General features: G+C 55.0%; 13 protein-coding genes. 7 read left to right on the top strand and 6 right to left on the bottom strand.

Annotated features, from left to right (window positions below; genetic code table 11):
* The first annotated feature begins 6 nt into the window (after nucleotides 1-6).
* The 3 genes from pgm (at nucleotide 7) to Z042_RS20865 (ending at nucleotide 2,783) form a co-directional block, all read left to right on the top strand.
* Nucleotides 7-1,650, top strand: a complete 1,644-nt coding sequence (gene pgm / locus Z042_RS20875; RefSeq protein WP_024911525.1) for a phosphoglucomutase (alpha-D-glucose-1,6-bisphosphate-dependent) — start codon at nucleotides 7-9, stop codon at nucleotides 1,648-1,650.
* Nucleotides 1,651-1,842: 192 nt separating this feature from the next.
* Nucleotides 1,843-2,478 (top strand): PadR family transcriptional regulator, encoded by a 636-nt coding sequence (locus Z042_RS20870; protein ID WP_037406224.1) that lies wholly within the window; start codon nucleotides 1,843-1,845, stop codon nucleotides 2,476-2,478.
* Nucleotides 2,478-2,783 carry a DUF3861 domain-containing protein gene (locus Z042_RS20865; protein ID WP_024911527.1) on the top strand — a complete coding sequence of 102 codons (306 nt, stop codon included), beginning with the start codon at nucleotides 2,478-2,480 and terminating at the stop codon, nucleotides 2,781-2,783. Before Z042_RS20870 ends, Z042_RS20865 begins: the two co-directional genes overlap by 1 nt.
* A 15-nt stretch (nucleotides 2,784-2,798) precedes the next feature.
* Here Z042_RS20865 and kdpE read toward each other — a convergent pair whose 3' ends face one another.
* From kdpE to Z042_RS20835, 6 genes are read right to left on the bottom strand one after another with little or no spacing between them, the layout of a single operon-like run.
* Nucleotides 2,799-3,488 (bottom strand): two-component system response regulator KdpE, encoded by a 690-nt coding sequence (gene kdpE, locus Z042_RS20860; RefSeq protein ID WP_024911528.1) that lies wholly within the window; start codon nucleotides 3,486-3,488, stop codon nucleotides 2,799-2,801.
* A gap of 13 nt (nucleotides 3,489-3,501) precedes the next feature.
* Entirely contained in the window at nucleotides 3,502-6,189 is a 2,688-nt protein-coding gene (kdpD, locus tag Z042_RS20855) for a two-component system sensor histidine kinase KdpD (RefSeq protein ID WP_024911529.1), read from the bottom strand.
* A 27-nt stretch (nucleotides 6,190-6,216) separates the two neighbouring features.
* Complete coding sequence (kdpC, locus tag Z042_RS20850) at nucleotides 6,217-6,786, bottom strand: potassium-transporting ATPase subunit KdpC (RefSeq protein ID WP_024911530.1); 570 nt, start codon at nucleotides 6,784-6,786, stop codon at nucleotides 6,217-6,219.
* 18 nt (nucleotides 6,787-6,804) lie between these two features.
* On the bottom strand, nucleotides 6,805-8,874 hold the full coding sequence (gene kdpB, locus Z042_RS20845) for a potassium-transporting ATPase subunit KdpB (protein ID WP_024911531.1): 2,070 nt from the start codon (nucleotides 8,872-8,874) through the stop codon (nucleotides 6,805-6,807).
* A 12-nt stretch (nucleotides 8,875-8,886) separates the two neighbouring features.
* A complete protein-coding gene (gene kdpA / locus Z042_RS20840) occupies nucleotides 8,887-10,575 on the bottom strand; it encodes a potassium-transporting ATPase subunit KdpA (protein ID WP_024911532.1) in 1,689 nt (562 codons plus the stop codon).
* Entirely contained in the window at nucleotides 10,575-10,664 is a 90-nt protein-coding gene (locus tag Z042_RS20835) for a K(+)-transporting ATPase subunit F (protein WP_037406151.1), read from the bottom strand. The genes kdpA and Z042_RS20835 overlap by 1 nt, the downstream gene beginning before the upstream one ends.
* A 439-nt stretch (nucleotides 10,665-11,103) precedes the next feature.
* On the opposite strand from Z042_RS20835, the gene Z042_RS20830 reads away from it, so the two are divergent.
* From Z042_RS20830 to Z042_RS20815, 4 genes are all read left to right on the top strand, one after another.
* Nucleotides 11,104-11,310 (top strand): YbfA family protein, encoded by a 207-nt coding sequence (locus Z042_RS20830; RefSeq protein WP_024911533.1) that lies wholly within the window; start codon nucleotides 11,104-11,106, stop codon nucleotides 11,308-11,310.
* 152 nt (nucleotides 11,311-11,462) lie between these two features.
* Nucleotides 11,463-12,416, top strand: a complete 954-nt coding sequence (locus Z042_RS20825) for a YbgA family protein (RefSeq protein WP_024911534.1) — start codon at nucleotides 11,463-11,465, stop codon at nucleotides 12,414-12,416.
* Nucleotides 12,417-12,431: 15 nt separating this feature from the next.
* Nucleotides 12,432-13,856: a deoxyribodipyrimidine photo-lyase gene (gene phrB / locus Z042_RS20820; protein ID WP_024911535.1), complete on the top strand. Its 1,425-nt coding sequence runs from the start codon at nucleotides 12,432-12,434 to the stop codon at nucleotides 13,854-13,856.
* Nucleotides 13,857-13,878: 22 nt separating this feature from the next.
* Nucleotides 13,879-14,862, top strand: a complete 984-nt coding sequence (locus Z042_RS20815) for an MBL fold metallo-hydrolase (RefSeq protein ID WP_024911536.1) — start codon at nucleotides 13,879-13,881, stop codon at nucleotides 14,860-14,862.
* Nucleotides 14,863-14,870: the final 8 nt, after the last annotated feature.

Raw genomic sequence — 14,870 nt, 5'->3', positions numbered from 1 at the left:
GAGTCGATGGCGAATGACCCACGTGCCGGGCAACCTGCTCAGCAAAGTGATTTGATCAACGTAGCTCAACTGACATCACAGTACTACGTGCTGCAACCGGAAGCAGGCAATGCCGAACATGCGGTAAAATTTGGCACCTCAGGCCACCGCGGCAGTGCGTTGCGCCAAAGCTTCAATGAGGCTCATATTCTGGCTATCGCTCAGGCGATTGCCGAAGTGCGCCGCCAGCAGGGTACTACCGGCCCTTGCTATGTGGGCAAAGATACCCATGCCTTGTCTGAACCAGCGTTTATTTCCGTGCTGGAAGTGCTGACGGCTAACGGGGTAGACGTGGTCGTACAGGAAAACAACGGTTTTACCCCCACGCCAGCGGTTTCACACGCGATCCTGTGCTACAACCGCAAAGGTGGTGCGCAGGCCGATGGTATCGTTATTACCCCTTCGCACAACCCGCCAGAAGACGGCGGCATCAAATATAACCCCCCTAATGGCGGCCCGGCGGACACCAACCTGACGTCGGTGATTGAGAAACGCGCCAACGAATTATTGGCGCTTAAGTTGCAGGGTGTTCAACGCCAATCGCTGGAAAAAGCCTGGAACAGTGGCCATTTGCATGCGCAGGATCTGGTGCAGCCCTATGTGGCGGAGTTGGTTGCGGTTGTTGATATGCCCGCGATTCAGCGTGCGGGTCTGAAATTGGGGGTTGATCCGCTTGGCGGCTCCGGGATTGCCTACTGGCAGCGTATTGCCGAGCATTACAAGCTGGATCTGACGCTGGTAAATGATTCTATTGATCAGACCTTCCGTTTTATGCATCTCGATCACGACGGTATTATCCGTATGGACTGCTCGTCTGAATCGGCAATGGCTGGCCTGCTGGCGCTGCGTGATAAGTTTGATTTGGCATTTGCCAACGATCCTGACTACGACCGCCACGGCATTGTTACGCCAAAAGGGCTGATGAACCCGAATCATTATCTGGCGGTAGCCATCAATTACCTGTTCCAGCATCGCCCACAGTGGCGGGCTGAGGTTGCCGTGGGTAAAACGCTGGTTTCCAGTGCCATGATTGATCGCGTAGTGGCCGATCTGGGCCGTAAGCTGGTGGAAGTGCCGGTGGGTTTCAAATGGTTTGTCGATGGTCTGTTTGACGGCAGTTTCGGTTTCGGCGGTGAAGAAAGCGCCGGGGCATCATTCCTGCGTTTTGATGGCACGCCATGGTCGACCGATAAAGACGGTATTATCATGTGCTTGCTGGCGGCAGAAATCACCGCCGTGACCGGTGAAAACCCGCAGCATCATTATGATGGGCTGGCAAAACGCTTTGGCGCGCCAAGCTATAATCGCCTGCAAGCTCCCGCCAGCTCGGCACAGAAAGCGGCGCTGTCCAAGCTGTCACCTGAAATGGTCAAGGCCAGCATGCTGGCTGGCGATCCGATCACTGCCCGCCTGACGGCGGCGCCGGGTAACGGGGCTTCTATCGGCGGGTTGAAGGTGATGACCGACAACGGCTGGTTTGCTGCTCGTCCTTCAGGCACGGAAGAAGCCTACAAGATTTATTGCGAAAGCTTCCTGGGGGCTGAACACCGTGAAAAAATCGAGCATGAAGCGGTTGAAATTGTCAGTGAAGTGTTAGCTTCTGCCAAATAATCCCTACTCTCTATGTTAAAAGGCGCTGTTTTTACAGCGCTTTTTTTATGCATGCAAAATAGATATATCTAAACTCAGTTTCCCTCTTGTCAATTTAGATATATCGATCTACATTAGCGTTATTGAGTGATTTAGATATATCTAAATCGTTTTCGATAATTCTATTATTTATCCAAGAGGTAACTCACTATGATGTTTCATCGATTTGGCCGGCATTGCTCACACGATCGCCATGAGCACCATGAAGAAGGGCGTTGCCATTACCGCCGTGGTGGTCGCCACCACTTTGGCGGGCATGAAGGCGAAGAACAGGGGCGCGGCGGGCGTGGCCGTGGTCGTCACCGCCTGTTTGAACATGGCGATCTGCGCCTGGTGCTGTTGGCGCTGGTGGATCGCAAACCCAGCCACGGTTATGAACTGATCAAGGCGATTGAAGAAGCCTCGTCAGGCCTGTATGTCCCTAGCCCTGGCGTCATTTACCCAACATTAACGCTGCTGGAAGAACAGGATTTTCTGGAGCCAGCCACTACCGGCAATGGCCGGAAAAGCTACCAGATCACTGCCCTTGGCAAGAGCGAATTGCAAAAGCATCAGGCCGCCGTTGAGGTGATTTTTGCCCGTTTGGCTGGCGCGGAGCGGAGTAAGCGGCATAAAGGTAATCTGGCAGAAGGCATTTCAGAGGTGATGCACCGCCTGCGCTACCTGCTGCGTGGCAATATGATGCGTGCCGATCTGACTCAGGAACAGGTTAAGCGTATCAACCAGGTACTGCTCGATGCGGTGGCAGCAATTGAAGCCGAAGTAGCCCAACCGCAGGAGAAAGCGTGATGCCGGGCCATCGTTTTCGTATCACCGTCAAAGCATTAACCGATCGCCAAGGTGAAACGGTGGATAAACCCGAACTGGTGTTTGAGGTAGAAAATCACGACGATATTCTGGCGATTGTCGAACGTATTCAGAAGCGGGCGGATCTGAACTTTGCTGCTGAACAGAGCGCGGCCTTTGCCGTCGGGCTCAAGCTGTTTTCCGAGGTAATGATGGAAAACCGCAAACACCCGCTGTTTGCGCCACTGCGCGAGTCATTCAAAGAGTTCATGATCGGGCTGAAGAAAGGGCCGGAAACGGCCCCTTAGATGTGCCGATTCCGGTCAGGGCATAAACCGATAACCGACGCCGGTTTCAGTCAGTAAATGTTTGGGCCGCGCCGGATCGGCTTCCAGTTTTTGCCGCAGATGGCCCATATAAATACGCAGATAATGGCTGTGCTCAACGTAATTTGGCCCCCAAACGCGGTTCAGCAACTGGCGTTGGGTGATCACTTTGCCGGAATTAGCCAGCAATTCGGCCAGCAAACGGAATTCGATGGGAGTCAAATGCAGATCTTCATCGTTACGTAAAACGCGGCGGTTGATCAGGTCAACGGTAATGGCCGAGAAAGTGACCAACGGGCTTTCTTGCTGGCTGTGTGAGTGGCGGCGTAATGCCACCCGCACGCGTGCCAACAATTCACCGATACCAAAGGGTTTACTGAGATAATCATCGGCACCGGCGTCCAGCGCGGCAATCTTGTCTTCTTCGGCATGGCGGGCAGAAAGTACGATCACCGGAATGGCGCTCCACTGGCGCAGATCGCGGATATAGTCCAGCCCGTCACCGTCTGGCAACCCTAAATCGAGGATGATCAAATCTGGTTTGCGCGTGCCAGCTTCAATCAGCCCACGCTGGAGGGTTTCGCTTTCAAATACCCGCAAACCTTTGCTCTCCAACGCGGTGCGCACGAAGCGCCGGATCTCTTTCTCATCTTCAACAATCAGAATATGGGTTGGCGTTGTTGTCACAGTGCCTCATCGTCTATAGATCAAAGCCTTCACCTTCCAGCGCTGGCGGGGTTTCCAACGGTAGCATAAAACGGAAACTGGCACCGCCATGCGCGCCGTTTTCTGCCCAGATGCGGCCGCCGTGTACTTCAATGATGGCACGGCAGATAGCTAACCCCAAGCCCACGCCGGGAATGGCAGATTCTTTATTGCCACGGGAAAACTTATCAAAGATAAGCTGCAACTGCTCGGTGGGGATACCAGGGCCGTTATCCCAGATTTCCACTTCCAGCCATTCTGGCACAGCACGAGCGCGTATGCCGATAATTGCCTCTGTTCCGGCATATTTATTGGCATTTTCTAACAGGTTGGTGAATACCCGTTCCAGCAGATTGCCGTCACAGTTAATGAGCACCATCTCCGACGGCAGCTCAACCTTAATTTGGTGCTGAACCAGTAGAGGTTCCAGCATATGCAGCGATGCACCGACGATTTCCTCCAGCGACTGCCACTCTTTACGCAGATGAAAACCACCGGACTGAATGCGGGCCATATCCAATAAATTGTTTACCAGCCGAGTGGTGCTCAACACCTGCTGGCGGATCTGGCTGGCCTGCGGCGCATGGCTGGAGCCTTCGGCGGCCAAATCCAGCGTCAGGATTTCCGCCTGGCCGAACAGCACGGTGAGCGGCGTGCGCAGATCGTGCGAGAGCGCAGCGAGCAATGAGTTGCGCAATTGTTCACGCTCGGCATCCAGCTTGGCTTTTTCGGCACTGTGGGCCAGATGTAAACGTTCCAGGGCACTGGCGATCAGCACGGCAAAGGTTTGCAGCAAGCGTTGTTGCTCTGGCACCATCAGCTGGCGCAGGTTACTGGGTTCGATCGCCAGCAGACCGAAAGTCTGTTTCGGGGTGCTGAGGGGCAATAACTGATAGGGAACGCCCGGTAGAGTATCCGTACCCGCGCCAGCGGGCGTTCCTTTGCTATAACTCCAGCGGGCAATCGCTTCATCCACCGACAGCAGGCCACCATCTTCTCCTGCCATTTGCCGCAAAGAACCGTCCTCCTGCGGCAGCAGCAGGGCGGTTTTGGCCTGGAAACTGCTGGAAAGAAAATGGCGGCTGGTTTTGGCGATATCGTCATGATTCAGAGCCTGGCTGAGGCCGTGGGACATCTCATACAAATGCCGCGCCCGCTGTTCCCGGTAGCGGGCCACCCGTGCCTGATAGCGCACTCCGGCGGTCAGGTTACCGATGGTGATACCGACGGTCAGCATAACGGCGAATGTCAGCAGATATTGCATATCGCTGACGGCAAACGACCATTCCGGTTGTACGAAGAACAGATCGAAGCTGGCGACGTTAATCACCGCTGCCAGCACCGACGGCCAGCGGCCGAAGAACAGGGCGACGATGGCGACGCCCAGCAGATAAACCATCACCAGGTTGGCCGAGTCAAAGCCGGGCAATAGCCATTGAGAAAGCAGAGTGATCATGGCGCAAAGCGCCACGGCCACGGCGTAGCCGCGCAGTTGGAAACGCCACTTTTCGGTAAAAGTACGGCTATCGTGCTCCTTGCTGAGCGGCAAAGGGGTATCGTTTTCCAACGCGACGATCACCAGATCGAGGTCGGGGCCGAGATGGCCAAGGCGATCGGCAAAGCTGCCGCGTATTTTCCAGCGCTGTTCGCTTCGGCGGCCAATAATAATCTTGCCCAGATTATGTTCGCGGGCATAGCGCAGTACGGCCTGTTCTTCAAAAGGATCGGCGAGGGTCGCGGTTTCTGCGCCGAGCTCTTGCGCCAGCCGTAACGCACGCAGAATGGCCCGCCGCTGATGTTCCGGCAGGCGGTGCAGTTTGGGCGTTTCCACATAGACGGCATGCCAATGGCAGCCCAGCCGGGCCGCCAGGCGTGCGGCGATGCGCACCAGTTTTTCATTACCGCTGCCGTGGCCGACACACAGCAGAATACTGTCACGGGTATGCCAGACTTTTTCACGCCCCTGGCTGTCGCGGAAGGCGCGCATCTGATCATCGACACGATCGGCGGTGCGGCGCAGCGCCAATTCGCGCAGGGCGATCAGGTTGCCTTTGCGGAAGAAGTGTTCAATAGCTCGTTCTGCCTGGCCGGGAAGATAAACTTTGCCCTCATTCAGCCGCTGGCGCAAATCGTCCGGCGGTAAATCGACCAGCACTACTTCGGTGGCTTCATCAAAGACGTGATCGGGCACCGTTTCCCGCACCCGCACGCCGGTTACGCCGCCAACGACGTCATTAAGGCTCTCCAGATGCTGCACGTTAACGGTCGTCAGCACGTCAATACCGGCATCCAGCAGTTCTTCCACATCCTGCCAGCGTTTGGGATGGCGCGAACCGGAGGCGTTGCTGTGTGCCAGTTCGTCCATCAGGATCAGGGCTGGGTGGCGCGCCAGCGCCGCGTCAAGATCAAACTCATGCAATAAGCGGCCACGGTGCTGGATACGTTTTTGCGGCAGCACCGTTAACCCTGCCAGCAACGCGGCGGTTTCGCCGCGCCCATGGGTTTCCACTACCCCGACCAGCACATCAAGCCCCTGAGCCCGCTGGCGCTGGGCTTCTTGCAGCATCGCATAGGTTTTACCCACCCCGGCACAGGCGCCGAAAAAGACTTTCAGCTTACCGCGTGGTTTTTCATTGGCTAACGCCAGCAGGCTGTCGGGATTGGGGCGTTCGTCATCCACCATCAAGATTTCCTTTATCTACCCACACGGTTATTGCAGCGCATCCAGTGCCAGGTTCAGCTTCAACACGTTAACCACCGGTTCCCCGATAAAGTTAGGGGTGGCATGTTCGGTGTTCTGCTCAATCAGTTTGGCGACCTGTTCCGTTGGCAACTGACGGGCACTAGCTACCCGCGCCAGCTGATACTGCGCGGCTGCTACAGAGATCTGCGGGTCCAGCCCACTGCCGGAAGCGGTCAGCAGATCGACCGGAATGGCCCCATGCATGGCCGGGTTTGCCTGGTGCAGCTGTTTCACCCGCTCGGTGATGGTTGTATCCAGCACCGGGTTGGTGGTGGCCAGGTTGCTGCCACCGGATGCCATGGCATTATAGGCCGAATCGGCGGTGGCAGAAGGGCGCCCCCAGAAATAGCCCGCTTTAGAGAAATTTTGGCCGATCAAGGCTGAACCGACCGCTTTATCGCCTCGATATAATAGCGAACCGTTGGCGGTGTGGCTGAACAGCAGTTGCGACAGCCCGGTGGTCAGCAGCGGATAGGCGATCCCGGTGATCAGCGTCAGCAGGAGCAGCATCACCAGCGAAGGGCGTAAATAAGACATTAGCATTTCCTCATTATCTCAACCGACAATAGACAGCGCGGTTAACAGCAGATCGATCAGTTTGATCCCCACGAACGGCACCAGTAAGCCACCCAAACCATACAGCCACAGGTTGCGCCGCAGCAGTGCCGCCGCGCTCATTGCTCGATAGCTCACCCCACGCAGCGCCAGCGGGATCAGGAAGACAATGATCAGCGCGTTGAAGATCACTGCCGACATAATGGCGGACGAGGGCGAATGCAACTGCATGATATTGAGCGCATTCAACTGCGGATAAGTGGCCGCAAATGCCGCCGGGATAATGGCAAAGTATTTTGCTACATCGTTAGCGATACTGAAGGTGGTCAGCGAACCGCGCGTCATCAGCATCTGCTTGCCGATATGCACCACTTCGATCAGCTTGGTCGGGTTAGAGTCCAAATCGACCATGTTGCCCGCTTCTTTGGCCGCCTGGGTGCCAGAGTTCATGGCGACCGCTACGTCCGCCTGCGCCAGCGCCGGAGCATCATTAGTGCCGTCACCGGTCATGGCGACCAGGCGGCCTTCGGCCTGATATTGGCGGATCAGCGCCAGTTTGGCTTCCGGCGTGGCTTCTGACAGAAAATCGTCCACCCCGGCTTCGGCCGCGATGGCGGCGGCGGTCAGGCGGTTATCCCCGGTGATCATCACCGTTTTGATCCCCATCCTGCGCAGCTCGGCAAACCGCTCTTTGATGCCGCCTTTAACGATATCTTTCAGCGCCACTACGCCCAGCACGCGTGGCCCTTCGGCGACTACCAAGGGCGTCCCCCCGGTGTGCGCCACGTGTTCAACCAGTTCGTCAACGGCGCGTGGGAAGTAGCCGTTATTCGATTCCACATAACGGCGAATAGCGTCCTCTGCTCCTTTACGGATCATCCGCCCCTGAATATTGACGCCGCTCATGCGGGTTTGCGCAGAAAAGGGGACGAAACTGGCATCAAGTGATTGCAAATCACGCTCACGCAGGTTGAAGCGCTGTTTCGCCAGCACCACGATGCTGCGCCCTTCCGGCGTTTCGTCGGCCAGTGAGGAAAGCTGTGCGGCATCGGCCAGCTCCTGCTCGTTGACGCCCGGTGCAGGCAGAAATGCAGAAGCCTGACGGTTGCCCAGAGTGATGGTGCCGGTTTTATCCAGTAGCAACACATCAACGTCACCGGCAGCCTCCACCGCCCGGCCGCTGGTGGCAATCACGTTGGCCCCCAGCATCCGGCTCATCCCGGCCACGCCGATAGCGGAAAGCAGCCCGCCAATGGTGGTCGGGATCAGGCAAACCAGCAAGGCCACCAGAACGGTGATGGAGATGACGCTGCCGCTGCCTGCGGCGGCCACGCTGTATTGTGAGTAAGGCAGCAGCGTTGCCGTTGCCAGCACAAAAACGATGGTCAAAGCAATCAACAGAATGGTCAGCGCCACCTCATTCGGCGTTTTACGGCGTTTGGCCCCTTCCACCATGGCGATCATGCGGTCAAGGAAGGTTTCACCAGGGTTGACGCTGCATTGCACCACCAGCCAGTCAGACAGCACGCGTGTCCCACCGGTGACCGAGGAAAAGTCCCCGCCGGATTCGCGGATCACCGGTGCGGATTCGCCAGTGATGGCGCTTTCATCCACCGAGGCTCCGCCTTCCAGCACTTCACCATCGCAGGGAATAATGTCACCGGCCTCTACCAGCACGATATCCCCTTTGCGCAGGCTTTCGGCCGAGACTTGCTCACTGGCTGCATCACGTTGCGGGTTGGCGATTTTTTTTGCCCAACGGGTTTTCTTGGTGCCCTTCAGGCTGGCGGCCTGAGCTTTACTGCGCCCTTCGGCCAAGGCTTCGGCAAAGTTGGCGAACAGCACGGTGAACCAGAGCCACAGTGAGATACTGCCGGTGAAAGCTGCACTACCGCCGGTTTTGCCTGCCAGGATCGCCAACCAGATGAAGGTTGTCAGAATACTGCCGAGATACACCACAAACATTACCGGGTTGCGCCATTGCACTTGCGGAGCCAGCTTTTTCACTGCATCAATCAGCGCGGTACGGAGCAGGGCCGGTTCAAACAGCGCACGTTGTTTACGAGTCATCGTTTTGTTCTCTTAGTTTGCCAGCCAAAGTTGCAAATGCTCGGCCACCGGGCCCAGAGCCAGCGCAGGAATGAAGGTCAACGCACCCACCAGCAGGATGGTGCCGATCAGCAAACCGATAAACAGCGGCCCGTAGGTCGGCAGCGTACCGTTCCCCGTAGGTTGACGTTTCTTAACGCACAGCGAACCGGCAATGGCCAATACCGGCAGGATCACCCCGAAACGGCCGACAAACATGGCAAAGGCCAAGAGCAGGTTGTAGAACGGCGTATTCGTGCTTAAACCGGCGAAAGCACTGCCGTTGTTGTTGGCGGTTGAAGACAGGACATACAGCACTTCACTGAAACCATGTGCGCCTGGGTTGAGTATCCCGGCACGGCCTGCCTCGGTAGCAATCGCCAGTGCAGTTCCCAGCAGCACCAAGGCAGGGGTAACCAGGATCGCCAACGCGGTCATTTTCATGTCATAGACATCAATTTTCTTACCCAGGTATTCCGGGGTGCGGCCAATCATCAGCCCGGCGATAAACACCGTCAGCAGCACGAACAGCAGCATGCCGTACAGACCGGAACCGACGCCGCCGAACACCACTTCACCTATCTGCATCAACCACATTGGCACCAAGCCGCCCAAAGGGGTAAAGGAATCAAGCATGGCGTTGACCGCACCGTTAGAGGCCGCCGTGGTGACCACCGAAAATAAGCTGCTGTCGAGAATGCCAAAGCGGGATTCTTTGCCTTCCATATTGATGTTACTGGTGCTGCCTAACGTGCTCAGATGTGGATTGCCAGCCGTCTCGGCGTACATCACTACAATGACCGCAACTACGAAAATCAGCGTCATCGCCCAAATTAATGCGTGGCCCTGACGGTTTTCGCCGGTCACCTGACCAAAAGCGAAGCACAGTGCGCATGGGATCAGGAAGATCGCCAGCATCTGTACAAAGTTGGTCAATGCGGTTGGGTTTTCGAATGGGTGTGCTGAGTTGGCGCCGAAGAAACCGCCGCCGTTGGTGCCAAGCATCTTGATCGCTTCTTGCGAAGCAACCGGCCCCATCGGCAGCGTTTGCTGTACGCCTTCCAGCGTGTTCAGGTGCAGGTAAGGCAGGAGATTTTGCAGGCTGCCCTGGCTGACAAAGAACAGTGCGGTAATCAGCGAAAGCGGTAACAGCACATACAGGGTAATACGCAGCAGGTCGGCCCAGGCATTGCCGATGGTAGCACTGGAACGGCGGGCAAAAGCGCGGATCAGGGCAAAGGCCACGGCGATACCGGTAGCGGCAGACAGGAAGTTCTGCACCGTCAGCCCAACCATCTGGCTGAGATAGCTAAGGGTGTTTTCACCGCTGTAGGCCTGCCAGTTGGTATTGGTGACAAAACTGACGGCGGTATTGAATGCCAGATCCCAAGACAGGCCCGCGAACTTTTGTGGGTTAAGCGGCAGTGACCCTTGAGCCATCAGCAGGATAAATAGCAACACTAGACCAAACAGGTTAAACCACAGAATAGCCAGTGCGTACTGCCGGCCATTCATTTCTGCGCTGTGGTTACCACAGCAGCGCCAAACGGCGGCTTCCAGATGGCGCAGAACGGGTAGCGGTTCGCCTTCGATCAGGCGTGCGATAAAGCCGCCCAGTGGACGGGCCAGCAGCAGAAGTATCAGCATAAAGCTGGCGATCAATAAGAAGGCTGAAGTGGCCATCAGAAATCCTCCGCATTAAACAGGGCATAAAGCAGATAGCCCAACAGCAGCAGAACCAACAGCGCACCACCAATGACGCTGAAACTCACAGGACACCTCCAGAGGTGTAGTTTTTGATAGCTTGAGTGTAGGGATCGGGGTGGAAAGAAAATGAAAAAATAGCGCCTGGCGGTGTAAAAAAAGTATAAAAATGGCTGAAATTTCAGCAAAAAAACGGTTGTTATGATTCATTTGAGCGATGAGTAAAGCGTTCCCGCCAGTTTGGTAGCCTGTTTTCAGGAGATAAAGCCGGGTGATCAGAAAGTAAGCCTTATAGTTACTCTGGTTATGTTTTTTGTTAACTTCAATGTAACAAAATTACGTGCCAAGGCTTTTTTTGCGATTTTTTTGTGCAATTTAGTGGTCGGATGAGTAGTAAAATTACAACAGATGCGCTAAAATTTTGTCCAGATTCCAAATCATATCGTCTATTTTTACACCAGCACGGAAGTTTGACAGCTTCGCGGCAGGTTTTTTAAGGAGGTTCGCATGTCTAATTATCACGCCTATCCATTGCATCGGATTTTCCTGCGCCGCAGCGCAGTGCTTCTGATTGGCCTGGTGGCTTTACCCGTCATGTTATTCCGCGATGATCGCGCACGTTTTTACAGCTACCTGCACCGTGTCTGGTCAAAAACCAGTAATAAACCGGTCTGGTTACAGCAGGCAGAAGCGGCGTCTGGTGATTTTTATTGATTGCTGTTAACCACGTGTTCCGTGCTGAAACCCTCGTTTTTTGACGAGGGTTTTTTGTTTGTGCTGGTTATTGCCTAATGTGTAACAGGGTCGTACCAACGCGTGAATTCTTCTACACTTTTTGCATCATCCAACATTTTGGGAAGCAAAACGTGAGTGATAAAATTCCGGTAGGGATCAGTGCTTGCCTGTTGGGCGGGGCGGTGCGTTTTGATGGGGGCCATAAACGGCTGGAGTTTGCCGTTGAGCAACTGGCTCCTTATGTACACTTCGAGCCTATCTGCCCGGAAATGGCGATTGGTTTGCCAACGCCGCGGCCTGCGTTACGGCTGATAAAAACACCGCAACAAATTGTGCTGCGTCACAGCAACGATAACACGGTGGATGTTACCACTCAGATGCAGCAGTTCTCGGAACAACGCGTGGCGGCGTTGCAGCATTTATGTGGTTACATCGTCTGTGCGAAATCACCCAGCTGCGGTATGGAGCGGGTTAAGGTGTATAGCGAAACGGGAGAAGGCGCGCGTAAAAGCGGAGTTGGGCTATTTACTGCGGAGCTGCTGCGTCAGATGCCGTGGTTGCCGGTAGAAGAGGATGGTCGCCTGAATGATGCGGTGCTGCGGGAGAACTTTGTTGAGCGGGTGTATGCGCTTTATGAACTCAATATGCTGTGGCGTAACGGGTTGACACGGGGCGGGCTGATCGCTTTCCACAGCCGTTATAAACTTTCGTTGTTGGCACATTCACAGCCCGAATACCGTGAACTCGGCCGCTTTGTGGCGGGGATTGAACACTGGGATTCATTGGAAGCGTTTGTCGTCGCCTATCGCAGCCGCCTGATGAGCTTGTTGAAGCATAAAGCGACCCGTCGTAATCACACCAACGTACTGATGCATGTGCAGGGTTATTTTCGTCGCCAGCTCAGTTCCGCGCAGCGCCAGGAATTGGCACAACTGATTGACCACTATCGCCAAGGGATGCAGCCGCTATTGGCACCGATCACATTGTTAAAGCATTATATGGCTGAATATCCTGATAATTATTTAGCGCAACAGCGCTATTTCGAACCCTATCCGGAAGCGCTAAGGCTGCGTTACGGTCATTAATCAGAAAGGAATGTTATGGCCACCCACCTGGTTTGGTTGCGTAACGATCTGCGTATTATCGATAACAAAGCGCTCTATGCAGCCTGTGGTGATCCTGATGCCAAAGTATTGGCGGTGTTTATCGCTACCCCAACCCAGTGGCAGCAGCATGATATGGCTCCACGCCAGGCGGCATTTATCCATGCCAATCTGTTGCAGGTGCAACAGGCACTGGCGGCACGCGGGATTGAACTGGTTTACCATCAATGTAACGACTTTGCCGGTTCGCTGGTCTGGCTGGTGGATTTCTGCCAGCAACGGCAGGTCAGCGCACTGTTTTACAACCGCCAGTATGAAATCAACGAGCGCCAGCGTGATGCCCAGCTCGAACGGCAACTGGCGGGGAAGGTTATTTGCCATCGCTTTGACGATAGCCTGCTGTTACCACCGGGCAGTGTGCAAACCGGCAGCGGTGAAATGTATAAGGTCTATACGCCGTTTCGCCGGGCGTTTATTCAGCGGTTGCTGGAATCCGATGTGAATTCATTGCCGGCCCCTCGTTCACGCGGTGAGAAAATCAACGTTACCCCGCCAGAGATGTTCGATTACCCCTTAGCAAAGGTGGGAAGCGCTTACCCCGCAGGGGAGGAGGTGGCGTTGCAACGGCTGCGTACTTTCTGCCGTGAGCAGGTACAGGATTACGTGAAACAGCGCGATCTGCCTGCGATTGCGGGCACCAGCAGTCTGTCGCCTTATCTGGCTATTGGCGTGTTATCACCACGCCAGTGTTTTAACCGGCTACGGGCCGAATGCCCGGATGTGCTGGAAAACCCGGAAAGCGGGGCTTTCTGTTGGCTGAATGAACTGATCTGGCGCGAATTTTATCGCCACCTGATGGTGGCGCATCCGGCGCTATGCCAACATCGCCCCTTTATTGAGTGGACAGATAGGGTATGCTGGCAGGTGAACGATCGGGCATTGCAAGCTTGGCAGCAGGGGCAGACAGGGTATCCGATCGTTGATGCCGCCATGCGCCAGCTCAATCAAACCGGTTGGATACATAATCGTTTACGCATGATCAGCGCCAGTTTTCTGGTAAAGGATTTGTTGATCGACTGGCGGGCTGGTGAACGTTACTTTATGCAGCAACTGTTGGATGGCGATCTGGCCGCCAATAACGGTGGCTGGCAGTGGGCGGCGTCTACCGGCACCGATGCCGCTCCGTATTTTCGCATTTTTAACCCGACTACGCAGGGCGAACGTTTTGATCCACAAGGCACTTTTATCCGCAAATGGTTGCCTGAACTGGTGGATGTACCGGACAATGACATCCATCAACCCCATCGCTGGGCGGAAAAACAACAATATGTGCTGGATTACCCGTTACCGATAGTCGATCACCAGCAGGCTCGGTTAGCGACATTGGCGGCTTTCGAGGCGGCCAAGCGCGGGGGATTTTAAGGTTACAGCAAGGAGCTTCCTGATGATGAAAAAGATGCTGGCTTTGTGCCTGGGTGGTTATTCCACGCTGGTGATGGCTGGTTTTGACGTAGTTGCGCTGGGCGTCGATGGCGGCGTCAGCGACGGTAATCTGACTTCTTATCTGATTCGCAGTAGCGATCAAACGCAGTATCTGGCATTGGATGCGGGTTCGCTGTTGCCGGGGATTGCCAAAGGGTTGGACAAAGGGCATTTTCCGCAGGTAACGCCTGAAGTGGCGGCTCCTTATACTCCGCAAGGGTACGTGTTTCGCCAGCTGATCGACAGCTATTTTATCAGCCACGGTCATTTGGACCATGTTGCTGGCTTGATTATCGGCTCACCTGAGGACAACAAAAAAACCATTTACGCGCAGGCGGATACGGTACTGACGTTGCGCAATCATTATTTCAACTGGAAGGCTTGGCCAAACTTTACCGATGCGGGCAATGGGGCGCGGCTGGGGACTTACCGTTTGCAAACGCTACGCCCGCAGCAGCGTTTTGCCATCGGGTTGACCGGTTTGAGCGGTGTGATGTATCCACTTAGCCATGATCGTTATCCTTCGTCGATGTTGTTGATTGCCGATCGTGAAGGCTCATTCGCCTATTTTGGTGATACCGGCCCTGATGCGTTGGAGCAATCACGCAATCTGGATACCATCTGGCGTGCGCTAGGGCCGCTCATTGAGCAGAAGAAACTGAAAGGCATGATTATTGAAACCTCTTACCCTAACGGTGTGGAGGATAAACAGCTCTATGGGCATTTGACGCCGGCCTGGTTGCTGAAAGAGCTGAAAAACTTGCAGCAATACAGCGGGGGAGAAGATTCGTTGAAAGATCTGCCGGTGATCATCAGCCATATTAAACCCAGCCTGAAACAAAATGTTGATGTGCGTGCCACCATCAGCCAGCAATTGGAACAGGGTAACGATCTGGGGGTGAAGTTTATTTTGATGGATCAGGGCGACCGGCAACAGTTCCAATAACTCTTTTT

Source organism: Chania multitudinisentens RB-25 (assembly GCF_000520015.2).
In the GTDB taxonomy this organism is placed as follows: Bacteria; Pseudomonadota; Gammaproteobacteria; order Enterobacterales; family Enterobacteriaceae; genus Chania; species Chania multitudinisentens.
Note: the sequence above shows the minus strand (reverse complement) of the source record. Positions and strands in the feature narration are given on the sequence as shown.